The sequence below is a fragment of the Blastocatellia bacterium genome, from assembly GCA_016713405.1.
Taxonomy (GTDB): Bacteria; Acidobacteriota; Blastocatellia; order Chloracidobacteriales; family JADJPF01; genus JADJPF01.
On the sequence record JADJPF010000016.1, the window covers coordinates 1 to 24,681 of the forward strand.

22 protein-coding genes are annotated in these 24,681 nt (G+C 34.1%); 14 read left to right on the plus strand and 8 right to left on the minus strand.

What is annotated here, in order from left to right; translation table 11 throughout:
* The first annotated feature begins 10 nt into the window (after window positions 1-10).
* The 3 genes from IPK14_17485 to IPK14_17495 are packed head-to-tail and all read left to right on the plus strand — an operon-like array spanning window position 11 to window position 2,596.
* On the plus strand, window positions 11-1,153 hold the full coding sequence (locus IPK14_17485; GenBank protein MBK7995103.1) for a protein kinase: 1,143 nt from the start codon (window positions 11-13) through the stop codon (window positions 1,151-1,153).
* Between the two features lie 38 nt (window positions 1,154-1,191).
* Entirely contained in the window at window positions 1,192-1,692 is a 501-nt protein-coding gene (locus IPK14_17490) for a tetratricopeptide repeat protein (GenBank protein MBK7995104.1), read from the plus strand.
* The gene (locus IPK14_17495) at window positions 1,685-2,596 is read left to right on the plus strand and encodes a hypothetical protein (GenBank protein MBK7995105.1); all 912 of its coding nucleotides are present in this window, start codon (window positions 1,685-1,687) and stop codon (window positions 2,594-2,596) included. The genes IPK14_17490 and IPK14_17495 overlap by 8 nt, the downstream gene beginning before the upstream one ends.
* 18 nt (window positions 2,597-2,614) lie before the next feature.
* On the opposite strand, the gene IPK14_17500 is transcribed toward IPK14_17495, so the two are convergent.
* Window positions 2,615-3,373 (minus strand): hypothetical protein, encoded by a 759-nt coding sequence (locus tag IPK14_17500; protein MBK7995106.1) that lies wholly within the window; start codon window positions 3,371-3,373, stop codon window positions 2,615-2,617.
* A 713-nt stretch (window positions 3,374-4,086) separates the two neighbouring features.
* On the opposite strand from IPK14_17500, the gene IPK14_17505 reads away from it, so the two are divergent.
* The 4 genes from IPK14_17505 to IPK14_17520 all read left to right on the plus strand — a co-directional run bounded on the left by IPK14_17505 (window position 4,087) and on the right by IPK14_17520 (window position 8,248).
* Window positions 4,087-5,616: a serine/threonine protein kinase gene (locus IPK14_17505; protein ID MBK7995107.1), complete on the plus strand. Its 1,530-nt coding sequence runs from the start codon at window positions 4,087-4,089 to the stop codon at window positions 5,614-5,616.
* 218 nt (window positions 5,617-5,834) lie between these two features.
* The gene (locus IPK14_17510) at window positions 5,835-6,533 is read left to right on the plus strand and encodes a hypothetical protein (protein MBK7995108.1); all 699 of its coding nucleotides are present in this window, start codon (window positions 5,835-5,837) and stop codon (window positions 6,531-6,533) included.
* A gap of 184 nt (window positions 6,534-6,717) precedes the next feature.
* Window positions 6,718-7,398, plus strand: coding sequence for a tetratricopeptide repeat protein (locus tag IPK14_17515; GenBank protein ID MBK7995109.1), 681 nt, complete (start codon window positions 6,718-6,720; stop codon window positions 7,396-7,398).
* A 22-nt stretch (window positions 7,399-7,420) separates the two neighbouring features.
* Complete coding sequence (locus IPK14_17520; GenBank protein MBK7995110.1) at window positions 7,421-8,248, plus strand: endonuclease/exonuclease/phosphatase family protein; 828 nt, start codon at window positions 7,421-7,423, stop codon at window positions 8,246-8,248.
* Between the two features lie 38 nt (window positions 8,249-8,286).
* Here IPK14_17520 and IPK14_17525 read toward each other — a convergent pair whose 3' ends face one another.
* The 3 genes from IPK14_17525 to IPK14_17535 all read right to left on the minus strand — a co-directional run bounded on the left by IPK14_17525 (window position 8,287) and on the right by IPK14_17535 (window position 12,034).
* A complete protein-coding gene (locus tag IPK14_17525; protein ID MBK7995111.1) occupies window positions 8,287-9,114 on the minus strand; it encodes a GAF domain-containing protein in 828 nt (275 codons plus the stop codon).
* Window positions 9,115-9,251: 137 nt separating this feature from the next.
* Complete coding sequence (locus IPK14_17530; protein MBK7995112.1) at window positions 9,252-11,180, minus strand: DUF4388 domain-containing protein; 1,929 nt, start codon at window positions 11,178-11,180, stop codon at window positions 9,252-9,254.
* Between the two features lie 137 nt (window positions 11,181-11,317).
* Window positions 11,318-12,034, minus strand: a complete 717-nt coding sequence (locus tag IPK14_17535) for a hypothetical protein (GenBank protein MBK7995113.1) — start codon at window positions 12,032-12,034, stop codon at window positions 11,318-11,320.
* 133 nt (window positions 12,035-12,167) lie between these two features.
* Here IPK14_17535 and IPK14_17540 point away from each other — a divergent pair, with 133 nt between their 5' ends.
* From IPK14_17540 to IPK14_17560, 5 genes are all read left to right on the plus strand, one after another.
* Entirely contained in the window at window positions 12,168-12,947 is a 780-nt protein-coding gene (locus IPK14_17540; protein MBK7995114.1) for an NAD-dependent deacylase, read from the plus strand.
* A 10-nt stretch (window positions 12,948-12,957) separates the two neighbouring features.
* A complete protein-coding gene (locus IPK14_17545) occupies window positions 12,958-13,356 on the plus strand; it encodes a metal-dependent hydrolase (protein ID MBK7995115.1) in 399 nt (132 codons plus the stop codon).
* Window positions 13,325-14,068, plus strand: coding sequence for a hypothetical protein (locus tag IPK14_17550; protein MBK7995116.1), 744 nt, complete (start codon window positions 13,325-13,327; stop codon window positions 14,066-14,068). Before IPK14_17545 ends, IPK14_17550 begins: the two co-directional genes overlap by 32 nt.
* A 283-nt stretch (window positions 14,069-14,351) precedes the next feature.
* Window positions 14,352-14,771, plus strand: a complete 420-nt coding sequence (locus IPK14_17555; GenBank protein MBK7995117.1) for a hypothetical protein — start codon at window positions 14,352-14,354, stop codon at window positions 14,769-14,771.
* 462 nt (window positions 14,772-15,233) lie between these two features.
* On the plus strand, window positions 15,234-15,653 hold the full coding sequence (locus tag IPK14_17560) for a hypothetical protein (GenBank protein MBK7995118.1): 420 nt from the start codon (window positions 15,234-15,236) through the stop codon (window positions 15,651-15,653).
* Between the two features lie 91 nt (window positions 15,654-15,744).
* On the opposite strand, the gene zwf is transcribed toward IPK14_17560, so the two are convergent.
* Window positions 15,745-17,682 carry a glucose-6-phosphate dehydrogenase gene (gene zwf, locus IPK14_17565; GenBank protein MBK7995119.1) on the minus strand — a complete coding sequence of 646 codons (1,938 nt, stop codon included), beginning with the start codon at window positions 17,680-17,682 and terminating at the stop codon, window positions 15,745-15,747.
* Window positions 17,683-18,195: 513 nt separating this feature from the next.
* Here zwf and IPK14_17570 point away from each other — a divergent pair.
* Together IPK14_17570 and IPK14_17575 are read left to right on the plus strand one after the other, a co-directional pair.
* Window positions 18,196-18,909, plus strand: coding sequence for a carboxypeptidase regulatory-like domain-containing protein (locus IPK14_17570; protein MBK7995120.1), 714 nt, complete (start codon window positions 18,196-18,198; stop codon window positions 18,907-18,909).
* The gene (locus IPK14_17575; protein MBK7995121.1) at window positions 18,903-19,442 is read left to right on the plus strand and encodes an ankyrin repeat domain-containing protein; all 540 of its coding nucleotides are present in this window, start codon (window positions 18,903-18,905) and stop codon (window positions 19,440-19,442) included. The genes IPK14_17570 and IPK14_17575 overlap by 7 nt, the downstream gene beginning before the upstream one ends.
* A gap of 117 nt (window positions 19,443-19,559) precedes the next feature.
* Here the strand turns inward: IPK14_17575 and IPK14_17580 are convergent, their stop codons facing one another.
* The 3 genes from IPK14_17580 to IPK14_17590 all read right to left on the minus strand — a co-directional run bounded on the left by IPK14_17580 (window position 19,560) and on the right by IPK14_17590 (window position 23,831).
* Window positions 19,560-21,782: a molybdopterin oxidoreductase family protein gene (locus IPK14_17580; GenBank protein ID MBK7995122.1), complete on the minus strand. Its 2,223-nt coding sequence runs from the start codon at window positions 21,780-21,782 to the stop codon at window positions 19,560-19,562.
* A 251-nt stretch (window positions 21,783-22,033) separates the two neighbouring features.
* Window positions 22,034-23,086, minus strand: coding sequence for a ParB/RepB/Spo0J family partition protein (locus IPK14_17585; GenBank protein ID MBK7995123.1), 1,053 nt, complete (start codon window positions 23,084-23,086; stop codon window positions 22,034-22,036).
* Entirely contained in the window at window positions 23,079-23,831 is a 753-nt protein-coding gene (locus IPK14_17590; protein MBK7995124.1) for a ParA family protein, read from the minus strand. Before IPK14_17590 ends, IPK14_17585 begins: the two co-directional genes overlap by 8 nt.
* Between the last annotated feature and the right edge of the window lie 850 nt (window positions 23,832-24,681).

Below are 24,681 nucleotides of genomic sequence, written 5' to 3' on the forward strand. Positions count from 1 at the left end.
AGGTATGACAATGACAGGGGAAATCTTGGGAACACCTTGTTATATGTCCCCAGAACAAGCTCGTGGGCGCATTAGCAGTTTAGATAGACGCACAGATGTTTATTCACTTGGAATAACTCTATATGAAATACTTGTTCATCAGCTACCTTTTGAAGGTTTTAGCCCGATGGATATTTTGTTAGAAGTCTTAAATAAAGAAGCTCCTCTTTTAAGACAAATAGATCCAAACATTCCAATACATATAGAAACAATAGTTGCTAAATGTTTAGAAAAAGACCCTCAACGTCGTTATGAATCAGCAAAAGCATTAGCCGAAGATCTAAACCGTTATTTAGATGGGACAGCAATTCAAGCAAAGCCTGTTAGTTGGTCTTATCGAATGATACAAAAGGCCAAAAATCATAAAATTGCTGTTGCTTCTTTAGCTGTTGCGTTAATAGTTGTATTGGTTTCTGCTGGTGTTAGTTTAAGGACAAGACTAAATGCTGCTCAACAAGCTTACTTAGCACAACAATTTGGTCAAGAAGTAAAAGAAATTGAAAGCATTATGTTATTTGGAAATGTTTTACCTTTGCATAACTTAAGTAGAGAAAAGGATTTAGTAAAACAAAAAATAAAAGATATAAGCCAACAAATGTTAAAACTAGGCACTTTAGCAGAAGGGCCGGGTAATTATGCTTTAGGACAAGGCTATTTGGCTTTAGGTGATTATTCTAAAGCTAGAGAGCATTTAGAAATAGCTTTAGCTAATGGTTATAATAGTCCAGAAATCAATTATAGCTTAGGTCAAACCCTTGGCGCACTCTACCAAGAAGCTTTAATTGAAACAGAACGTATTACAAACTCAGAACTTCGTAAAGCACGGGAAGAACAAATAGAAAAAGAGCTTCGTAGTCCAGCACTTTTATATTTACGCAAAAGCAAAGGCTCAAATCGTGTTTCACCTGCTTATGCAGAAGGTTTAGTAGCTTTTTATGAAAAAAATTATATGGATGCTTTGGAGAAAACCCAAAAAGCTTTTAGTGAAATACCTTCTCTTTATGAAGCAAAAAAGCTAGAAGGTGATATTTATGTAAAATTAGCTGATAGCAAACAAGAAACAGGAAAATACCAGAAGCAAAAGAAGATTATAAAAGGCTGGAGAAGCTTATAAAGTTGCTATAACAATTGGAGAGAGTGCTGGAAATGTTTATGAGGGGAGAATGTCATAGATATTCCAGAATAATGGAAGTAGCAATTATAAATAGTGAAAAAGATCTTTATCAAACAGCTTATCAAGAAGCCTTATCTGCTTGTGATAAAGCTTTAATTGCCAATCCAGAAAGCGCAACTGCATATCGAAAAAAATCCCGCGTTTTTTGGCGACGTGGTGAAGAAATCATAAGCACAAATCAAGATCCAACAGAATATTTAGACAAAGCTATTGAAATGGGCCAAAAGGCTATTTTCTATAATGATAAAGATATTTATGCTTATAATAACTTAGGTAATGCATATTTAAAGAAGGCTACTTACCAACAAAAAATAGATTTAGATCCAGAAGAAAACTTAAGTTTAGCGGCAGAAAACTATCTTAAAGCAATTGAATTAAACCCTAATTTTGCTTTTACTTATAATGGTTTAGGGCTTGTTTATTGGCGTAGAGGTGCTTACTTAATTGAAAATGATAAAGATGGATGTCCTTTTGGATAAAGCAATTGAAAGTTACCAAAAATCTATTGCACTAAGTCCAAACTTTCCTGCTTATAATAATATTGGTCTAGCGGCCTGGGCCAAAGGTAATTATGAAATTGAACATAAAATAGACCCTATAAAATCTTATGATTTTTCAATTGAAAACTTACAAACTGCTATTAAACTTAACCCTAGGTATCCTGCTATTTATGATTCTTTAGCACTTAGTTATACTACCAAAGGAAATATCCTACTAAATAGAAATTTAGATCCTCTAAAGTTATTTGATCTAGCAATTGAGTGTAGTCAAAAAGCGATAAGCATGGATCTGGACGGAGTAGAACCTTATTACAATTTAGGTGTTACTTACAACAAAAAAGCTCTTTATTATTTGATGCAAAATCGTGATCCACAGGAATTTCTAAACTCTGCTAGAGAGGTATTAAAAACAGCTAATAAAATAGATTCTGATGATGCAGAAATTTACTTAGAACAAATTTATTCAGAAACTTTGGCAGCGCGTTGGCAAATATTACAAAATCAAGATCCAAGTAAATTTATTAACCAAGCTAGAACTATTTTAAGAAAACTTTCTAGTGAACCAAGTTCTGATTTTTACAAATCTATGTCAGAAACTTACTTATGGCAAGCAGATTGGCAAATGAAAAATAATAATAAAGCTGTAGAAACTATTAATATGGCAATAATGCTAATCAACAAAAGTTTAGAAATTGAACCTGAAAAGGCAGAATTTTTGGCTATAAATGGACATTTAGCTTTGCTTAAAGCCAAAGAGGAAAAAGATAAAACTAGAGACTTAGCAAAAGAAGCTGAAAAAATGTTAGAAAAAGCTATAGCAAAAGATTTGTTATTAAAATATTACGAGCCTCTTTTGATAGAAGCTCGTAACTTACAAAAATAGATAATGGCTAAATCTTACTTAGGGTTTTAAGCAAGGTTGAACATCCATAAAAAGTTTTATTAAATCTGTTTCCAATTGACTTGTATCAGCAATAGTTGCAAGTGATGTTAATAAACTATTTTGAATAATGGTTAGTTGAGTATTATTAATACCTGCAACTAAAACTAAATTGTAGAAACTAGCAACTAGGTTTTCTTTTTCTAAAGGGTCTATTTTTCCATCATCTATAACAATACTTAAATCATCAATAAATTTCTGCAATGTTTTTTGTCCAAATGGATTTAGATCCTGAGATATTAATTTCAAATCTTGAATAAACATTTGCAAAGCATTCTTAAAATTATTTGGGCTAGTTTGTGTAGAAATACTAGAAAGAGTAGTAAAAATATTTTTTACATCTATTAAACCTTTTGAGCCACAATCTGAAGATGCTAAAGCTGTCACCATTGTACAATTAGTTTTTGCAACATCAGTGCTAGTAGTTGAAATAGGTGAGTCTATTTTTTTTACAGTGTTTTGAATTGCCATATTAGTCAAATTCAATATACCATCACGTGGTTTACCTTTTGGTTTTTCTCCTATTTTGATGGCTAAATCTTTACCAAATAAATCTAAAATATTATTAGGGCCAGATAAGTTTATTTCTATATTTGCAGGAAGTAACTTGGCGGCAATAGCAGGATTTTGTAAGCAGGGAAGATTGGCTAAGATTCTATTAGGGTCAAATTCTACCTTTCCATCACCAATAATTAACTCTCCACTAGGAGCAACTTCCACTTGAGTAGTAAAAATTACATCAACAGCAGCAAAAAGACTTTCAGGACAACTTATTGAGTCAAAAGTATTTTTTCCTTTAGCAATATTTATTACTGCATCGCCAATTATATCTACTTGATTGATTGCAAGGCTTATAAAAAAGCGGTTAGCACTAATAGGAGATGTAGGAAGAAATTGTACTGAACCATAATGAAAGTCATAGCGTCCTTTTGTTGTAAGGTAAAAGATAGCTTTCCGCTATTTCCTTTAAGCTCTAAAAATGGCACTGCTCCTAAAACTGCTGGAGGATTAATATCAAAGTTTTGTTGAAATTCGTTAAGTTTATCATTTAGCTTTGGATCCGTTACAATTTGCACTTGGGCTAAAATATTAGTATTAGGTAATAATAATATAAAACAAATGGCAAAAACACATAAACATATGAAAATATAAAGATTGTAGTCTTTTACCCATACTCTATTCTCCTTAAGATTAGTTTGGGGTTTATTATTTTCAGCTAATGAATGCTAAGTTATAAAAAGCTTAAATAAAATTAATTTGTTATCCTAAGACTAAAGACAAAAATTTTTTATTCAATATAACAAATTAAATAAAACTTTTTGCAAAATTAATTGATTCATTTATTAAAGTGATAAATTAACTAAAAGACAGAAAAATATGTTTATTAGCAACTTAGTAACAAGTAGTATTATTAGCTTGGAGCGTTACTAGTTATGGCTAATATAACATATACAACACAAGACCTAATTGATTTAGCACTTAAAAAAAATTTACTTAGCCAGGAAAAGTTAACAGAACTAACAGAACTAAAAATAGTTGACCTGGATAGAGAAAAATTTCTTGATAAGATGCAAGAGTTAGGGCTATTTACTGAAACTGCTAGTAATGAGCTAAAAAGAGAACTTTTAATACTTAGCGAGTTAGACTTATTTAATTCAAACCCTACTTTAATTAAACAACATAATGAATTATCTGTTGAAAACCCTACTTATGATTACAAACTTTCTACACAAGATAATGTTCAAACTATCTTTACCCAAACTTCAGTAGAAAAAGATCCATTAAAAACATTTGCAACTGATAGCAAAAATACTATTAGCCGAGACACGCTTTTTTCTACGTCCAAAAAAATTTCTTCCTCTCGTAATAGCCTGTCAAATGAAGAAAAAAACATATTAAAGAAAATAGGGCGTTATGAAGTTTTTAAGCTTTTAGGTCAAGGGGGAATGGGAAGCGTCTATAAAGCTTATGATGTGGCTTTAGATCGTTATGTAGCATTAAAGTTTATTCATAATAATGATAGTGGAGCTAAACAAAGGCTGATTTTAGAAGGACGAACACAAGCTAGAGTAGATCATCCTAGTATTTGTAAAATATATGAAATAGGTGAAATTGGTAGCGAAATTTTTGTTGCAATGCAATATATTGAGGGCAATACACTTGCTAAAGTTGCCAAAGAATTAAGCTTAGAAGAAAAATTAAAACTAGTAATAGATATTGCAGAAGGCTTGGACGCAGCACATAAACAAGGGCTAGTCCATCGTGATATAAAACCTCAAAATATTATGGTAGAAAAAAAGGCAGATGGTACGCTGCAAGTATCTATCTTAGATTTTGGTTTAGTAAAAGAAGTTTCTAGCAAAGGTATGACTGTTACAGGTGAAATCTTAGGCACTCCTTCTTATATGTCTCCTGAGCAAGCTAGCGGTCAAGTTAATAAAATAGATAGACGAACAGATATTTATTCTCTAGGTGTTACACTTTATGAAATATTAGTTCATAGGCTACCTTTTGAAGGAATTAATCCTATGGATATTTTATTTAAGGTCTTAAATAAAGAAGCTCCCACCTTAAGACAAATAGATCCAAGTATTGCTGTAAATTTAGAAACCATTGTTGCTAAATGTTTAGAAAAAGACCCTCAACGCCGTTACAAAACAGCAAAAGACCTAGCCGAGGATTTAAGACGCTTTCTAGGTGGTAGTGCAATCCAGGCAAGACCCGTTACTTTGTCATATAGAATTTTTCAAAAGGCTAGAAATCATAAGACAGCCGTTATTTCTATAATCCTTACTTTTGCAATAATAATAGTTGCTGCTATTAGCAATTTACGAACAAGATTAAATGCCGCTGAACAAGCCTTTTTAGCTCAAGAATTTGGTCAAAAAGTAAAAGATATTGAACAAACTATGCTGATTGGTAATCTTTTACCTCTTCATGATTTAAGTAGAGAAAAAATTTAGTAAAACGGCAAATAGCTGATATAAAACAACAAATGCAGAAATTAGGTAAAGTTTCTTCTGGCCCAGATAATTATACTTTAGGTCAAGGCTATTTGTTTTTACACGACTATGCTAAAGCTAAATAACACTTAGAAATAGCTTTAGCTAGTGGTTATAATAGCCCAGAATTTTACTATAGTTTAGGTCAAACCCTTGGCGCACTTTATCAAGAAGCACTTATGGAAACTGAGCGTATTACAAACTCAGAACTTCGTAAAGCTCGAGAAGAACAAATAGAAAAAGAATTACGTGATCCTGCCCTTTTATATTTACGTACAAGTAAAACCTCAACTAATATCTCTCCTAGTTACGCAGAAGGATTGATAGCTTTCTATGAAAAGAACTATGAAAAAGCTTTAGAAAAAGCTCAAAAAGCTTTTACAGAAATACCTTTTCTTTTTGAAGCTAAAAAACTAGAAGGTGATATTTATATAAAGTTAGGAGATCTTAAACGAGAAAAGGGAAATTATCCACAGGCAAAAGAAGCTTATAGTAAAGCTGGAGAAGCTTATAAATTGGCTGTAACTATTGGAGAAAGTGCCGATAGTATTTATGAAGGGGAATGTGATCAATATTCTAAAATAATGGATGTAGGCATTATAACTAATGATAAGGAACTCTATCAAACAGCTTATAAAGATGCTATTTCTGCTTGTGATAAAGCTTTAATTGCTAATCCAGAAAGCTCTCCTGTTTATCGTAAAAAATCACGTGTTCTTTGGCGGTTAGGTGAAGAAGTAATGAATACTAATCAAGACCCTACAGAATATTTTGATAAAGCTGTTGCAACAGCCAAAAAAGCTGTTTTTTATGATAATAAAGATGCTTATGCCTATAATAACTTAGGTCATGCTTACGTAAGAAAAAAAATCTATTGAAATAAGACCTACTTATTCAGCTTATAGTAATATTGGCTTAGCAGCTTATCATAAAGCAGATTATGAAGCTAAACATGGAGTTGACCCTGCAAAGTCTTACGAGCTATCAACTAAGCATTTAGAGGAAGCTATAAAACTTAATCCTAAACGTGCAGAAGCTTACAACTATTTAGCTTTAACCTCTATGGGTAAAGCTAATTTACTAATGAATAAAGACTTAGATCCAAGTAAACTATTTGATTTAGCAATTGAGTATAGCCAAAAAGCTGTAGAGTTAGATCCTGATACAGTAGAGCCTTACTATAACCTAGGGCTTATTTATAATAAAAAAGCTTTTTATTATTTAACTAAAAACCTTGACCCTACAGGACTTTTAGAGCAAGCTAGAGAAAATTTTCAAGCAGGTAATAAGCTTGATCCTAATTATCAAAAAATTTATTTAGAGCAAAGTTATTTAGAACTTATGTCTGCTTGTTGGCAAATAATGCAAAATCAAGATCCTAGTAAACTTCTTAATCAAACTAGAAATATTTTAAGCAAAGTATCTAATAGTAAGTCTACTGTTTATAAAATTATGGCAGAAAGCTATTTATGGCAAGCACAGTGGCAAATAAAAAACAGCCAAAACCCGATGCTAGCTATTAATAATGGTTTAACACTAATTAAACAAGCTTTAGAAATAGACCCTGAAAAAGCAGAAATTTTGGCTATCAATGGGCATTTACTTTTACTTAGAGCCAGCCTTGAAAAAAATAATGATCTGGCAAAGGAAGCAGAAAATTTATTACAAAAAGCTATAACAACAAATTTACTCTTAAATCATTATAAACCTTTACTAGAAAAAGCTCGAAACCTACAAAAGTAATATCTTTGTAGAGGGATTTAAAATGGATTTTAAAGTAATGACTTTTAATATTCTTTTTGGTGGTGGCGACACATTACGCTTTCAACAAGTGTTAGAAACTATTGCTAAAGCAACCCCAGATTTTTTAATTTTACAGGAATGCTTAGATTGGCAAGAAAATAATCGTTTAGAACAAGTTGCTGAAATACTTGCAGTTAAGCCAACTAAAGAATTTGCTTATCTTGCTTTAGCGCGTCCTCGTGGGAGTGGTAGCCGCTATAATATTGCTTTGTTTAGTCGTTTTCCAATGATAGAAACCACTACTTATAATGATGATGCTTTTTTAGGCCATTGTATTGTACGCACAAGCATTGATTGGTTAGGTAGTAAAATAAATATTTTTGCTACTCATTTTGATTCACATAATGAAAACTTGCGATTTGTTGAGGCTCGTTATCTACGCTCATTAATTGATAAAAAAGATTTTGAGCAAGGATATTATTTACTAGCAGGTGACTTAAATTCTCTTTCTACAAAAGATCCTTATCCAACAAACTTAGCTGAACTTTTAGAAAAAAGCCAAACTAGCAAATATCACCTTCCTCCACGTTTTGATGTTATTAGTGAGCTAGAATCTTTTGGTTGGATCGATACACTTTATTATAAACAAGTTATTCAACCTAATTGGGTTACGGCTATACGTAGTCGTGGTGATATAAGAATTGATTATAGAACAGATTATATTTTTGCTTCTGCCAAACTAGCACAGAAATTAAATAGAGTGAAAATTATTGATTGTGTAAATGCTTCAGATCATTTTCCTGTCCTAGGAACATTTGAAAAAGAAAAAGCGAGCAACAATACTCGCTAAAAAGTAAGTAATAAAGGAAACTTATAGAGTATGAAAATTTAAGTGTTTATCATTTGCATCAAGTTTTCTATTGCAACAAACTCTTCTATATTTGTTCCAACTTTGGCAAATATCATTGAGGTGACAATTGCTGAAGCAGCATGTTCTGCCATTAGGCTAAATAATTCAAAGTCTGTTTGGGAAAAGGCAGATTTATGAGCTAGTAAATTATAAATTACTATTACACCAATGACTTTGTTAAAGGCTTTTAAGGGGATGCAAGCAATAGGGTCATGCGTTTCGCTATCAGCCATAGAAATAAAAATTTCTCCACTTTGAGCCGCTTTGCTAATAGCGTTATCTCCAGATGAAAACACTTTTTGGTTATTTAATGGCTCACCTTCACCAGCAATTACTTGAAATTGTTTTGTTGCTTCATCTTGCCAAAGAATAATAAACGACTCAGAACCTACATGATTAATAATTATTTCTTTAATAATTTCTACTACTTCGCTAAATTGGAAAGTGGAATGTAGGCGGGAAATTGTTACATAAAGATTTGCTAAAGTTTCATTTTGTTCTTCAAGCTCTAAATAACGTAAATAATGGTTATGAGATTCTGAATCTGCTTTAGTAAATTCTTCTTTTATTAAATCAAGTTCTTTTTGTAAACGGTTGTTTTCTTTAGCAATATATTCAAACCGATCTTCTAAAGAACCTACTAGTTCTTCGGGTTTTGTGCGTTCTGAAGTGCTTACTTCTGTATCAACTCTTCTTAATGTGGCTACCATAAGTCGTAGCCGTTCATTTTCTTTTAATAAACTTTGTGTAAAAAGTTTTGTTTCTTCTAAAACCTTAATAATTAATTCTTGCTTGCTATTAGACATAACACTTCCCACTGCTGAATTTTTGGCATTATAGCAAGCCATCCTAACCAATGCGAGAGTATTTAGCTATTTTTAATGTGTTGTAAAATAAAAGTCCTATTAGTTTTGAAACAATAAATTCTACCTAGGCAGATCTGTTATAACTGTCCTGCTTGAGTTAAGAAGTTTTGCACCTCATTTTGAGGACAATAACGAGCTAATTCTTGGATAAAAGAGCCATAAAATTTCTGTGGTTCAAAGTCCTGTAAGACTCTAGCTTGTTCTGCATGTTTGATCGCACTAACAACAAATAAAAGTACATCAGAAAGAGAACGGCCTGTAAAGCTAACCTTTTGTCTTGCCCAAGAAACAACTGCCTCAACTAAATTTGCTTGTTCAATATATGTTGGCGGTTTGGTACGTAGTAGCGAGGAAAGCGAATCAGCAACAAATAAAGGTGCTTTTCTATCTTCTAAATAATCAAACAAATCATTTAATGCTCCCTCAATATCAATTTTACCTAGTCTAGGCAAAGTACGTTGAGGAAATTTCTGCATTTGCATCCCTCCATATTGCTCATCAGAAATTGGTCGCATTGTCCCACGATTAGGAGAAGTATTTGACAAACTACTTGAATTTGTTGGAGGTGTAAAAGAAGGTTGTAAATAACTAGCTGCTGGTGATGATAAATTAGGCGAAACATAACCGCTTGTTGGATATTTAGGTGATTGGTAATTGGATGATGCTGGAATTTGATAATCTGAAGGTGGAGGAGCTACTTGATAAGGAGAAGATGCTTGTTGATAAGTCGGCTTATAACTAGATGGTGCAGTTTGCGCCGATGAACTAGGACTTTGTAAGCTAGCAGGTCTTGGTAAAGCAGCAGAGCTAATACTTAAATTAATTGGAGGCAAGCTAGCATTAGGCATTTCCTGTTGCAATCTGTTATAGAGCTTTGTCAAATTAGAAAAAATATAGTCTATATCTTCTCTTATTTGACGTGGGGCTTGAATAAATTTATCTGGGTGAAACTTAGTAGCTAATCTATAGTAAGCATTTCGGATTTCTTCCTCGCTAGGCTCGGGACTTAAACCAAAAACTACTTTAGCATCCTGTGATGAAACACGGTCTTTAATTAAAGAAATATCTCTTTTTACCCTTTCTAAATCTAGCGGTGCATCATTTTGGGGAATGTTTTGAACTGCATTTTGCGCTATGCTAGTAGGTGTGACAGGAGTAGAACTTGGCTCAGGAAAAGATAACTCTGCTGGTCTTGCAATTTGCTCTGTAGAGCGAACTGTATATGAGGCTGGAAGCGCGGCAGCAGCACGTTGTTGTAGCGATTCTGGGGCCTCCATTTTTCCTGTTGTTTCTGAAAGTTCTGCTACTTCTGCTTGTCTAAGCAGTCCAATAGAAAGCAGTCCATACAAAGATTTTAATGTTTTTTGTGCTGTCTCATTTGTTGAAACTAGGATTTTAACAATATCTGTTGGCTGTTTAATTAGCTCTAAAATACGATGTTCTATAGGCTTTAATACTATTGTTTGTAAACGTAGTAAAGGAAACTCTGTTGGGATAATAAGCCTATTAAGATCACCTAAACCACGTCTAATAACTTCATAATCTTCAATTCTACGTACACCTTCTAAAATTACTGTAGCAGTAGAGAATTTTAGCTTTAGGTCTTCTGGAGCCATATATTCTTCACCTTGAGCAAATTCATAAGCTCCTGTAGTCCAACTAAACAGAGAATAAATAATGTCTATGATTTGAAAATTAACATAGCTAATTAGTTCCCGATTATTAAGAAAATCCCTTTCAACTAAAGCATTGCCTAAATGTTGCCCTGACTCTAAACTATCAAGAAAAGCTGTTAGTTGCTCCCTAGAAAGCTTCCCATGTCTAACTAAAGTTTCCCCTAAACGGTCTTCATTACGGGTACTTGAGGCAAAAACAATTTGGCCTAGTTCAAAAAAAACTTGTTTTCGCACATCGCCTTGAGTAAGTATTAAAACGCCTGTACGTCTCTGAGTGTAAATAGTACGCAGTAAGTCCGGTAGATATGCAGTTGTTAAAGTCCCTTGCATTATTTTCCTCTAAAGTTAAATTTTAAGGCGATTTGTCGAAAGGTAAACAATTATAGCACACGAGCAATAGCCAAGAGAGAGGCTAAATTTAATAACTTCCTAATAAAAAGCTCTTATTCTACTAACAAATTAATTTTCTATTTACTGTTTTCTGTAAAAATTTCTTGCAATTCAACCATTACCGTTAAAACTTCTTTATCTGCTTGTTCTAGTTGTGTTTGACTGACTCGAATTTGCTGGAAATTATAAGCGGCTAGCCCTTGGATATAGCCTTGAACAGCACCATTATATTTGTTTATTGCAATGCTTAAGCTTTCCTGCTTGCTTTCTAACTGTGAAGGAGGTGCAATAGATCTTAAAGATGTATTAAGAGTAACAAGCTTTGCACTATGTTTTTTCATTTGCTCACGAAAATTATCTATTATCCGGCGCACCTCTTTATTATCTTTGCTATCCTTAATTGCATTAATTGATTTAAGAAAGTCTTTAATATCAAGCACTGTAGCCGTCATTTCGGCTCTAACATCGGACATTATTGGTTGCATTGTGGCTGAATAAGTAGTTATTAGCTCTGTTTTTGGGCTGGTATTAGTAGATGAAGAAATATTAGTTACAGGTGTTTGAGTGGCTATTGGTGTTATAGCTATTGGTGTAGGAGTGTTGACTAATGTAACTGTAGGAGATGATGATAGTGTTGCTTGAAAAACCAACAAGGCTATTGCTCCAAGCACTAAAATTGCTAAAACAGCACCAAAAATCAATATTTTTTGTGTCTTGTCTTGTGAGACACAATTTCTACAAAATTCATTAGGATTAATGGTTGTTCGACCACATCTTAAACAGGGATAACTCATAGATTTTTAGATATTTAAAAATTTATTGCTTTATATAAGCAATATAATGTCAAATTCTACTAGTAATTTTCTGATAAATTGGGTTTAATTTTAGCCCATATAATAGCAATTTAATAATCTTCAAGGAAGTTTTATGACAAGTGCAGAAAACAATAATTTAGAAAAAGCTGCTGAAATTTGGCGAGCAAGCAAGACGGCTGTTGCTTTAACCGGGGCAGGTGTTTCTGTTGCTAGTGGAATACCTGATTTTCGTAGTTCTGGAGGGCTTTGGGATGAATTTGAGCCTATGGAATATGCAACACTTAACACTTTTATTGATGAACCAGAAAAAGTTTGGAAAATGTTTTTAGCTGTTAGTAGCCAGGTTCGTCAAGCTAGCCCTAATCCAGCCCATATTGCACTAGCAGAACTAGAAAAAGCAGGAAAACTACGCGCTGTCATTACCCAAAATATTGATGGGCTACATCAAGTTGCTGGAAGTAAAACAGTAATAGAAATGCATGGTTGTGGGCGCACCTTAGCTTGTCCTGAATGTGGCTATCATGAGCCGACTCCTACAACAGGGCTACCACCTCAACCCATACCTTGTCCACGTGTTGCAACTGTACCGGGAAGCCATCAGCTATTTCATTACTTAAAACCAGATGTAATATTATTTGGCGAAGATCTAAAACGAGAAGTTATGCAAGAAATTATTCATTGGCAAAATAGCCTAGATTTACTTCTTATTATTGGCACTTCAGCAGAAGTTCATCCAGCCGCGGGACTACCTACAGCCGTACATGCCCTAGGAGCAAAGATTATAGAGATTAACACCGAACCAACTAGAATTACTAAGACTAGAACAGACTGCTTTTTACAAGGAAAAGCTGAAGAAGTATTGCCAGCATTACAAAAATTAGTTCTTGCATAGCTAAAATTTTATGGAAAACCTCACCCATTCACTTTTTGGTGCGGTACTTTATCGTAGTGGCTTTGACCGCTATGTTCCTAATATTTTACCACTTTGGGTAATTGGGGCTAATTTGCCAGATATTGATGTGATTGTTAATTTATTTGGTAAGACAGCTTATTTAAGACACCATCGAGGTCTAACACATGCTATTCCTGGTGTTATTATTTTATCGCTAGCATTAGCAACCGCTTGGTTTTTCTGGCAACGCTGGCAGAATTCTACAACTAGTAATAATACAACTATTAATCTTTCTTCTTTTTCCCTTTGGCTACGCTTATTTATCTCTTCATTTGTTGCTGTTGGCACTCACCCAATGCTAGACGGCCTTAATAATTATGGAATCCGTCCTTTTTTTACCTTGGAATGAAAAATGGTTTTATGGAGACCTTGTTTTTATTGTTGACCCTTGGATATGGTTAATTTTAGGTGGAGCAGTCTTTCTTACAGGAGTTCGTTCTAAAAATCTTACTGCTATTTGGGCTGTGCTAGCAGTTATTGCATGGCAAATAATGTTTTTTTCTGGTCGAGTTGCTAGCATTACTATTGCTATTTGGACTGCTGGAGTCGGGATTTTAATAAGTATTCGACTTTATTTTAGAGAATGGACAACTAACCAAGGCAAAAACTGGGTTGCTAGAATTGCTTTAATTTTGCTATGTAGCTATTTACTAACTCTTAATTACTTACAAACACAGGCTTTAACAAAAGCTGAAACCTATTTTCAAACACAAGTCAAAGAAAAAATAACAAAATTCTCTGTTTCTCCTACACCTGCTAACCCTTTGAAATGGGAATTCCTAGGCGAAAGTCAAAATAATTTTTACTTTGGCACAATTAATTTAACTAATAATAATTTGACTACTCCAAAACAAATTTTTGTTGATCGAGATAATTTAGTTTTCCAAAAAGCTTTAGCAACACCTGAAGGTAAAGAACTCCTTGCTTTTAGCCGCTATCTAATTGCTTTACAAGAAGATACATCTGAAGGAACTTTAGTAACTTTATGTGATGGGCGTTATGTTAGAGATTTCTATTCCCGACATCCTGAATTTGCTTGTATAAAAGTACTAGTTAAATAAGCAAGTTTTCTTAAATCAAATAATTAAATTTTTATCAAAATTTCTACTTAAATACCTCTTAGCGATAAAAAAACCCGTTCATCGATATAACTTCATTAAATAGAATAATTTAGCTGTACAAACATTTTTTATTAAATTATATTCTCTCTTGTAAAGACAGTCTAAAAAGTTGCTATCCCCAACACCTGTTAAGGTTGTTTATGAGCATAACCAAATGATGTTTTAGGGCTGTTGAGTAATAAAAATTTAAGATAAAGATTTTAGAAAATTTAAGGAGACATTTATGCGTAAAATTTTTGTATTTGCTACTTCCATTATGCTTTGCCTCGGTGTATTAGGATTTACTGGCAATTCTAACAGCACTTCTTTAACTCCTATTGTTTCCGCAGCACAAAACGAAGAACTTGATTTTACTCTTGTAAACAACACAGGTTATGACATCAAAGCTCTCTATATTGGTGCTACTGGTACAGGTGATTGGGCTAATGAAGACGAAGTTTTACATGGCAGAGCTTTTAAGCAAGGAGCAGCTTTAAAAATAGAATTTCATCCAAAAGCTACAGCAGAAAAATGGGATATTATGGTAGCTTGGGCTGATGGCTCTGGTAATGAAGAATGGGAAGGTCTTAACTTAACTCAAATTGAAAAAGTAACCCTAGTTTATGATAAAGAAAATAATGAAACTTCTGCAATTATAGAATAATTAAACATCTACCCATCTAAATTGTGCCACCTAAAATTTAAATAAATTTTAGGTGGCATTCTCTATTTTTACTTGTTTATTACTCACTGCTTTGTTTGCTTTTTATTTTACGCTGTAGTCTTTGTTAGCAACTTCCATAACACTTTCAGCAGACTGCAAATGATTACTTAGTTAAATAAGCAAGTTTTCTTAAATCAAATAATTAAATTTTTATCAAAATTTCCATTTAAATACCTTTTAGCGATAAAAAAACCCGTTCATCGATATAACTTCATTAAATAGAATAATTTAGCTGTACAAACATTTTTTATTAAATTATATTCTCTCTTGTAAAGACAGTCTAAAAAGTTGCTATCCCCAACACCTGTTAAGGTTGTTTATGAGCATAACCAAATGATGTTTTAGGGCTGTTGAGTAATAAAAATTTAAGATAAAGATTTTAGAAAATTTAAGGAGACATTTATGCGTAAAATTTTTGTATTTGCTACTTCCATTATGCTTTGCCTCGGTGTATTAGGATTTACTGGCAATTTTAACAGCACTTCCTTAACTTCAACTGTTTCTGCTGCACAAAATGCAGAGCTTGATTTTACCATTGTAAATAAAACAGGTTATGACATTAAAGCTCTCTACATTGGTGCTACTGGTACAGGTGATTGGACTAAAGATGATGAAGTTCTACATGGCAAAACATTTAAGAATGGAGCAGCTTTAAAAATAGAATTTCATCCAAAAGCTAAGGCTGCAAAATGGGATATTATGGTAGCTTGGGCTGATGGTTCTGGTAATGAAGAATGGGAAGGTCTTAACTTAACTCAAATTGAAAAATTAACCCTAGTCTATGATGAAAATAAAGATGTAACATCTGCTGTCATAGAGTAACTAAGAATAATTAAACATCTACCCATCTAAATTTATGCCACCTAAAATTTAAGTTTTAGGTGGCATTCTCTATTTTTACAGAATTTTCTTTTTATTTTACGCTGTAGCGTTCATTAGCAACCTTCATAACGTTTTCAGCAAATTGTGGATGATCGTGTAGAATGCGGTTAAAGTCCGCTTTGTCTAGCACAAAAAGATCACAGCTTGAACGAGCGCGAACATTAGCCATACGAGGAGTTGATTTCAAAAGTGCAACCTCACCAAAGAAATCACCATCCTTAAGCACCTTAACAACATTTCCAGAATCATCTAGCACGTCAACTTCACCACGAGCAAGTAAATACATTTCGCGGCCAATTTCACCTTTATTAATAATCATTTCGCCTGCTTCCGCCATTTTTGGACGTAATGCTTGGATAACTTGTGAGAGGAAAAGCATATCCCCATTTTGAAACAAAGCGACTCGCTTTAATAAATCATCTGTAACAACTTCAAACCAACGCCGTCCATCTTTTTCGATAAGGTCAGAAGCCTCTATTGGCCCCCAACTACCACGAGCATAGTTTGGAAAATTATTTGCAGGTGTAGCAGCCCAATAATCCATAATTGGTTGTGCTACTTCCCAAGCAGCTACAACTAAATCACCACGTGAAAAGAGTGTTGTATCGCCATGCGAACAGGAATATATCATTACTTCATAACCTGTATAACGAGAAGCTTTAAAGGCATCAGAATAAGAAAAACGCATATTGACAGGTTGTAATTGAAGTGTTGGCCCTGGGATTTTAGCTTGAAACTGCATTTCAATGCCTTGATAGGGTTGGATGTGGAAAATAAGCCGGTTAGGATGAAGTTGCTTAACAGGGGTATTACGAAAGAGAACTTGAGGAGCTTTCTTAAACTCTACAACAATTTCTGTCCCGCGTTTCCATAAAGCTTTTCCTGAGCGTAAATAAATGGGTGTACCTTCCCAACGCCAGTTATCTATATGAAAGCGTGCTGCTGTATAGGTTTCTGTCTTAGATTCTGCTGGAACATCCTTTTCTTGACGATAGCCGGGTTTGATAACATTGCCATTTTCATCAAGTTTTGGCCCATATTGACCGCGCACTACATAACGCTCTACTTCTTCGGGTGTGTAAACTCGAATGGATTGCAAGAGTTTAGCTTTTTCATTACGAATTGAATCAGGCTCAAAAGATCCAGGTGTTTCCATACAAAGACAAGCTAACATTTGAAACATATGATTTTGCATCATATCTCGTAAAACGCCTGAAGTGTCATAATAACCACCTCGTGAGCCTACATCTACTTCCTCAGAAACATTAAATTGAATGTTATCAATATAATTTTTATTCCATAGCGGTTCAAAAATACCGTTAGAAAAACGGAAAGATAATAAATTTTGTACAGTTTCTTTACCTAAATAGTGGTCAATTCGATAAATTTGGTTTTCGTCCCAATGTGCAAGCACTTCTTTATTAAGCTTGCGAGCCGATTCAAGATCAGTACCAAAAGGTTTTTCAACAATGATACGTTTCCAACCTGTACCGCCTTGAAAACCAGCATTATAAAGGTTATCGCAGAGCATCCCAAAAAATCGTGGTGCAACAGCAAAGTAAAAGAGTACATTACCTTCAGTGTTATGTTGAGAGTTAAGATTAGCAACTTCTGTTTTAAGTCTTTGGAAATGTTCAGGGTTACTTGGCTCACCTGACATATAATAAAAGCGGCTTACTAGTTTATCCCATACTTCTTGGTCAAATTGTTGGCGTGTATGGAATTTTTTAATGTCTTCATTCATTTGTTGACGGAATGCTTCAGTTGTCCAATCCGACCTTGCAAAACCAAGCAATGCAAAGTTTTCTGCAAGCAACCCATCACAAGCTAGATTATAAAGTGCTGGCACAAGCAATCTTTTAGTCAAATCTCCTGATGCTCCAAATATCACCATAACACATGGTTGACTTGGAATATCTGATGTTTGTGTTTCAACTCCATAGGAAGTTAGAACGTTGGATTCTGGCATATCATCACCTCTTCTTAAACTGGTTATAACTGGCTTACTATCCTACAATTAATCAAAAATAAAGTGTATTGAGCAAATTACAGTTGGTGACACCTTGACACAGAAAAGTTTTAGACCTCAATAGAGCTATTTATTTAATTTTCAAAGGCTTAAAAATACAAGTTTTAGGTGGTCAAAAAGGTGCTAACTATCTATCTGATCTTTACAAAATTTATAGAAATAATTTTCCAGATTTTTGCATATCTTTACATTTTTTCCAACATTTTTACTTAGTATTTTGGATAATTTACCTATATGTTAATCCATTAAATTTTATTAAGTCCATTATTATAATTAGCTTAGTGATAAATGGCTTACATAATTTTGCTTATGGCACTTGATTTGCCTAAAGGTTATTTTAACTACTCCAGCACATTTTCACTTTTAGCACTGCTCCAACACCATCACTTTCTTAAATAATTCAATAATAAATTTTTAGCCTAAATTTTAGGTGATAGGAGAGGTGTCTTTTTTATGAGTAAAAAAAGTTTTGAACAACGATTAAAAGTGCTTTCCCCTTGTTCAGCAGATTGGGAAAAAATGGTAGGCAATGACCAAGTAAGATTTTGTGAACATTGCAGCAAAAGTGTTAATAACATTTCTGAAATGACCCGCGAACAAGCCCTTGAGCTAGTCTTAAAGTCCAATGGTCGATTGTGTGTTAGGTACTATAAAACAAGTGATCAAAAGATTAACTTTCAGCCTTCTAATAATAGCGAGTTTAGGTTAAATCCATCACCGTTACTAAAATTTGCCGCAGGTGTTTTGCTAGCTACTGCCTTAAGCGCGTCTCCTGCTATAGCTCAAACTATGCTTCCAATAGGTGATAATGTTGTAGTTGAAACAAAACTAAATAATCCAAATTTACCAGATCCTACTTGGGAAGGGGGCTATGCTTCGATCCAAGGTACAATTACAGATGAACAAGACGCGGTTATTATTGGAGCAGACGTTACTTTAACAGGAGTAGCTTTTTTATATGAGAAAACCACAACTACTAATGAAAATGGAGAATTTTATTTTGATAACTTACCAGAACAAGAATATTCAATTTCAGTTGTTGCTAGTGGATTCAGCACTTTAAGAAAACAAATGATCATTGTTGGAAAAATGACAAATATAAGGCTTACACCTACGACAGGATATAATGGAGGTGTTATGTTTTTTCTCCAGCAGAGGAAATGTTAGGCTATTATGAAGAGCGAAAACAAATAGACAATAGCCAAGAAGAATTGCCTGAAATAGCTGAAGATGTTGAAGAGCTTTTTTCTACTGTTATCAACAATGAAATCAAAAAAGTCAAAACTCTGCTAAATAAAGGTGTAAACATAAATAGCACAAATATTTATGGTGAAACAGCTTTGATGTTTGCTGTAGAGGACAGAAAAATGCTTAAATTTTTGCTTAAATCCGGTGCAGATGTTTCGATTAGAAGTAGATTTGGCACAACTGCCTTAATGCATGCGGCTGTTCACGGTGATATAGAGATAGTCAAAATGCTACTTTCAGCAGGTGCTTATGTTAACGCTACTGATATTCATGGGCGGAGTGCGTTGCTTTTTGCTGCTGTTGATGGGCGAGATGAGATTGTCAACATTCTATTATTATCAGGAGCAGATACCAATCTAAAAGACTCTACTGGCAGCACAGCCGCTTGTTATGCTAAAGCAGGCGACCATAAAAAAGTTAAAAAACTGCTAAAATCTATTGGAGCAGAATAAATTGCAATTATTAATGGTAAATTGTTTCTAATTTAAGATTCACTAGTTTCTTGTGAAACAAAACTTTTTGTTGGAGATAACATAAATTTTGCTATCTCCAACAATGTTAAAAAATTATTAACCATTAACAGCTTTTGCTAAAGGCATGTTTTCTTGGGGAGTTATTTCATCTGCTACAGCTTGAACTTCTACCATAACACCATTAAAAGCGGCTGTTCCAATAAGAGCATCAATAGCTAATTCATCAGTAAGGTCATTGACGCTAACTCCTGCATGTTGTTTTGCAACCTCTAATAATACGTTATCGCGGTTATGACCCCAACCATGAGGAATGCTTACAACTCCTGGCATAATTTCATCAGTTATTTCAACTGTTATGTGGACTTTACCAACACGAGAGGCAACTAATACCTTTTGACCGTTAGAAATTTGGCGTTTAGCAGCATCTACAGGATTTATCATCAATGTACAAAGCGAGCGTCCTTTAACAAGTCTTAAGCTATTGTGTAACCAAGAATTGTTGCTACGTAAATGACGACGGCCTATTAAAAGTAGTTGATTGCTATTTGTTGTGCTGCTAAGAAATCTTTCTTTAACTCGCTCTAAGTCTTTAACTAAAGGCTGTGGAGCTAAATCAATACGTTTTGACTTGCTTTGCAAGCGTTCAGGTAAACAAGGTTTTAGTGCAGATATATCTATTCCATGAGGTAAAGATCTTAATTTGCTAAGGCTAAGTTTGTCTGAAAATGGATTTAATCCTGCTCCATAAGGGCCAAAACGCAAGCCTAGATCTAATAACCCAGCTGGGCCAAGGGCTTTTAATACTTTATGTTTAATTGTTGAAGTTAGCTGGCTAACAACTCCATCTGACTCCATTCTAGTTAGTAATTCCAGAAAGATTTCCCAGTCATGACGGCTATCAGGATCTCCATTAAATAGGGCTTGAGAATATTTTGTTGTGTTATGAATGGCTAAAAGATGAAAAGCTAAATCATAGTTATCATGCTCTAAAGATGAGGTAGGAGGTAAAATAATATTGGCATGTCTTGTTGTTTCATTAATATAAAAATCGATTGATACCATAAAATCAAGGCTAGCTAAGGCTTTATCTAGCTGTTGACCGTTTGGTGTAGATAAAACTGGGTTTCCAGCACAAGTTACTAAAGCTTTAATTTGTTTGTCTCCAGGAGTTAAGATTTCTTCTGCCATTGCTGCAACAGGCAATTCACCAGCAAATTCTGGTAATTTTCTTACTCGACTATGCCAACGGCCAAAGCTTCCTTTAGGAGCAATTGCGTCTGGTGCTGTTACAGGATCAAACGCTGGTAGGGTAAAAAGTGCGCCACCTTCACGGTCTAAATTTCCAGTAACAATGTTTATTACATTAATTAACCATTGACATACTGCACCAAATTCTTGTGTAGAAACTCCCATCCGACCATAACACACGGCTGTTTTAGCAGTGGCAAAGTCTCTAGCTAGGTTATAGATTTCTGTTGCAGAGATTCCAGTTATTGACTCGACTTTTTCAGGGGTAAAATCTTTTACTAGTTTGTTTATCACATCAACTTTATCTGTAAATTGAGATAAATGACCAAGGCGAACTAAATTTTCAGCAAATATTACTTGTAAAATAGCTAGTAGAAGGAAAACATCCGTTCCAGGACGGATAAAAAGATGCTTGTCAGATAAATCTGAAGTTTCTGTTCGACGTGGATCTATTAAAATAACTTTTCCACCACGTTTACGAATCTGTTTTAAGTGTCCAGCAACATCAGGCGCGGTCATTAAACTCCCATTTGATACAGCCGGATTTGCTCCTAAAATAATTAAAAATTCCGTGCGTTTTAAGTCTGGTACAGGTAGTAATAATTGATGACCATAAAGAAAATAGCCAACAAAATGATGTGCTAGTTGATCAACTGAAGTTGCCGCAAAATGATTACGACTATGTAGGCTCTTAAAGAACATTGGCCCAAATAGCATTGATCCGTAGTTATGAACCATTGGATTGCCAGTATAAACACCCACTGCGCTTTTACCATGTTTAGCTTGAATTTTCTTTATCCCTTGAACTACTTCGTCAAAAGCTTCATCCCAGCTAATACGCTGCCAAGTTGTACCATTGCGGCGTAGAGGATGTTTAACTCGATCTTTATCATAATAGAGATCTTGCAGGGCTACGGCTTTAGGGCAAATATGCCCCTGACTAAATGGATCTTGTTTATCTCCTCGAATGCTATGTATTTTGTTTTCTTTAACCGTTATTTCAACACCACACATTGCTTCACAAAGGTTACAAGTACGGTAATGTACAAATTCGTTTTTTTGATTTTCCATGGTTGCCCCTTATTTTTTGTTAAAGTTAAAAGTAAGTTTACTTAACCGTCCATAGCTTTAGATCGCTTTAATGGATCTATTTTTAAGCACGATCACTTGATTTTTCGATCAAAATGGATCAGATCGACTAGTCAACTATCTTAGCTGATCTTAGATCAACTCGATCACTCGATCAGTTGATCTCAAAATGATCGAGTATGATCACTTTAAGATCGTTAAACTAAGCATCGAACGGGCAACGAGAGGATAAACTAACTAGTAGATCTAACTAGCTCGACTAGTTGAGTTAATTCTTCAAGTTTTTCTTGAAGTTGTTTTTGATGTTCTTCTGAAAGTTGAGATAATTTTAATTCTTTTAATTCTTTTGCTGTTTGACGAGTTAAAACCTGTAAATGTTCCGTAGCTGTTACTTTATTTTTATCAACTGTTGTTAATTTGTTTTTTTCTGCTTCAATTAAACGTCTAATAGCTATTAATGATAAAGACTCTGTAATAGCTTGATTAAGAATAGTTTTTCTTAATGCTAGGGCTTGGCTTTCAGAACATTTTAAGGTTTCGCTAGTTAAACGACCTATAGCACGCGCTTTTGTATACTCAATTTTGCCATTTCGTAGAGCAGTTAAAACATCTGCCGGAAGTCGTCTTAAAGGTAATCGATGCTGAATAAAGGATAGCCAGTTAGTACGACCTATAGCAGAAAAAACAGATTCAACAATTGGGGTCAAGTTAATAACAACGTTGTTATTAACTTTGCTTCGTCCATTTTCTTGAGCTTCTTTTTGAGCCGTTCTATTGTTATTCATTGCAAACAGTAGCCTTAAGACATCGCCAAAGGGGTCTGTATCATTAGGACGAACAAAAGCAGCAAACTCAATTTCATCTCGTAGTTTCAGTTTAAGTAGGGCTAAATAGCCTTCAGTTTCTTCAACAGGGTTTAGATCTTCACGTTGCAAGTTTTCAACTAAAGCAAGTTGAAGAGATTCTTCATCTGAAAGGGTGCGAATAATGGCAGGAATTTCCGTTAAAGCGGCGAGTTTTGCAGCTTGCCAGCGACGTTCTCCAGCAACAATTTGATAAGGAGCTTCACCTGACGTTAACTCTCTTACAATAATAGGCTGAAGTATCCCACTTTGACGAATAGACTCAACCAATGCAGTCAAAGCGGCTGGTTCTAAACGTCGGCGCGGCTGATTTGGGTTAGGAATAATTTTATTTAATGCTATTTTTCTTACCGCTACAGCATCAGCATCAGGAACAATTGTACTAGCAAATAAAGCGTCTATTCCAAGTCGTTTTTTAGCCATTTAATAGTCCTTCTACAAGTTTTTTAATATCGCTATTTCCTTCAAACTTAGGTGCATGAAGTTGTACAGGCATAGCACGTGCGGCAGCCTCAGCAAAGGCTACACCACGTCTAACAGGTGGAAACACTGTTAATCGACTACCAAAACGAGTTTGAATTACTTCATAAGTTTCTGTATTTAGGCGAGTTCTTATATCAAGAAGCGTTGGAACAATACCAGCAATCTTTAGGTTTGGATTAAGAAGCCGTACTTTTTCGATTGTATCAAAAAGGTGTTTTGTTCCTCGTAGAGCCTTAATTTCACATTGAACAGGGATTAATATTTCATCAGCAGCAACTAAAACATTGATAGAAATATTTCCAAGTGAAGGAGGAGCATCAATAATTATAAAGTCATAGTTATCTTTAACTGCTCGCAAAGTTTCTCTTAATCTTAGCTCGCGCCCAATTTCTGCATTAAGAAGAAAGTCTGCTGTAGCTAAATCAATGGTTGCAGGAACTAGATCCATTCCGTGTATAGAATGAATTGGTAAGCTTTCCCGATGAATTATTGCTTCAAAAAGGCTATGTTCTAGTTGGTCAGTGTTTAACCCTAAAAACTCTGTTAAAGAGGCTTGCGGGTCAGCATCTACTAGTAAAACCTTTAAGTTATGTTGTGTTAGTTCATAACCAAGATCCCTAGTTAAAGAAGATTTACCTACTCCACCGGCTTGGTTAAAAATTGCTAAAGTGCGTGTTGGTGACAAGATCAACTCCTTATTTGAGTTACAGACTTTTATTAACAGTTGAAATAATTTTATTAACAGTTGAAGTAAAACTCTTAACAGTTGAAATAAAACTATTGGATTTTCTGTAATTTATGATAATAAGTCTGTCAGACCCATTAAGTTTGCGTATTTATCAGAACAAATATTCAGCTAAATACTTAACGGTTACTATCTCATAAATTATTTAATTTGTCATTACTTAGATACAAAAACGTTCTTTGAAGAAAATAACTCTTACTACAACTGTTAATAGTTGATTAATAGTAAAAATAAAGTGATCGAGTTGATCATCGAATAACCGAAATATGATCGCAGATCAATTTAAGGTGATCGCAAAGTTGATCATAATTGATCTATATTTTTGATCTGCTTTTGATCAGTTTCGATCTCAGTTGCGATCACATTGATCTCAAAAGATTTCTTATTAACAGTTGGAAATAAAAGTGTTAACAGTTGGAGTAACACCTTATTAATAGTTGGAATAAGTGTTTATTAACAGTTGGAGTGCAATCTATTAACAGTTGAAAACAAGTCCTAAATCGGGTTATTAACAGTTGGAATGCAAACTATTAACAGTTGAAAGTAAGAGTTATTAACAGTTGGGATAAATTTATATTAACACTTGAAATAAAACTCTTAATAGTTGAAATAAAATTATTAACACTTGAAATAAGTAAAAATTGTTAACTGTAATAAATAGAGTAAGATAGATTTTTCTTAAATTGCCATATATATATGTTTATATAAAGAATATAAATGTAAATGTAATGTATTCATATAAGCTGTAATGTTTTTGATGGTATTAGAAAATGGAATAAATGTTTTTGGA

Excerpts from the sequence above, each read along its gene's own strand:
- IPK14_17580 (MBK7995122.1), bottom strand. The coding sequence starts at position 21,782 with ATGGAAAATCAAAAAAACGAATTTGTACATTACCGTACTTGTAACCTT.
- IPK14_17525 (MBK7995111.1), bottom strand. The coding sequence starts at position 9,114 with ATGTCTAATAGCAAGCAAGAATTAATTATTAAGGTTTTAGAAGAAACA.
- IPK14_17570 (MBK7995120.1), top strand. The coding sequence starts at position 18,196 with ATGAGTAAAAAAAGTTTTGAACAACGATTAAAAGTGCTTTCCCCTTGT.
- IPK14_17550 (MBK7995116.1), top strand. The coding sequence starts at position 13,325 with ATGGAATCCGTCCTTTTTTTACCTTGGAATGAAAAATGGTTTTATGGA.
- zwf (MBK7995119.1), bottom strand. The coding sequence starts at position 17,682 with ATGCCAGAATCCAACGTTCTAACTTCCTATGGAGTTGAAACACAAACA.
- IPK14_17535 (MBK7995113.1), bottom strand. The coding sequence starts at position 12,034 with ATGAGTTATCCCTGTTTAAGATGTGGTCGAACAACCATTAATCCTAAT.
- IPK14_17530 (MBK7995112.1), bottom strand. The coding sequence starts at position 11,180 with ATGCAAGGGACTTTAACAACTGCATATCTACCGGACTTACTGCGTACT.
- IPK14_17490 (MBK7995104.1), top strand. The coding sequence starts at position 1,192 with ATGAGGGGAGAATGTCATAGATATTCCAGAATAATGGAAGTAGCAATT.
- IPK14_17545 (MBK7995115.1), top strand. The coding sequence starts at position 12,958 with ATGGAAAACCTCACCCATTCACTTTTTGGTGCGGTACTTTATCGTAGT.
- IPK14_17510 (MBK7995108.1), top strand. The coding sequence starts at position 5,835 with ATGGAAACTGAGCGTATTACAAACTCAGAACTTCGTAAAGCTCGAGAA.
- IPK14_17575 (MBK7995121.1), top strand. The coding sequence starts at position 18,903 with ATGTTAGGCTATTATGAAGAGCGAAAACAAATAGACAATAGCCAAGAA.
- IPK14_17515 (MBK7995109.1), top strand. The coding sequence starts at position 6,718 with ATGGGTAAAGCTAATTTACTAATGAATAAAGACTTAGATCCAAGTAAA.
- IPK14_17505 (MBK7995107.1), top strand. The coding sequence starts at position 4,087 with ATGGCTAATATAACATATACAACACAAGACCTAATTGATTTAGCACTT.
- IPK14_17520 (MBK7995110.1), top strand. The coding sequence starts at position 7,421 with ATGGATTTTAAAGTAATGACTTTTAATATTCTTTTTGGTGGTGGCGAC.
- IPK14_17485 (MBK7995103.1), top strand. The coding sequence starts at position 11 with ATGACAGGGGAAATCTTGGGAACACCTTGTTATATGTCCCCAGAACAA.
- IPK14_17540 (MBK7995114.1), top strand. The coding sequence starts at position 12,168 with ATGACAAGTGCAGAAAACAATAATTTAGAAAAAGCTGCTGAAATTTGG.
- IPK14_17560 (MBK7995118.1), top strand. The coding sequence starts at position 15,234 with ATGCGTAAAATTTTTGTATTTGCTACTTCCATTATGCTTTGCCTCGGT.
- IPK14_17585 (MBK7995123.1), bottom strand. The coding sequence starts at position 23,086 with ATGGCTAAAAAACGACTTGGAATAGACGCTTTATTTGCTAGTACAATT.
- IPK14_17555 (MBK7995117.1), top strand. The coding sequence starts at position 14,352 with ATGCGTAAAATTTTTGTATTTGCTACTTCCATTATGCTTTGCCTCGGT.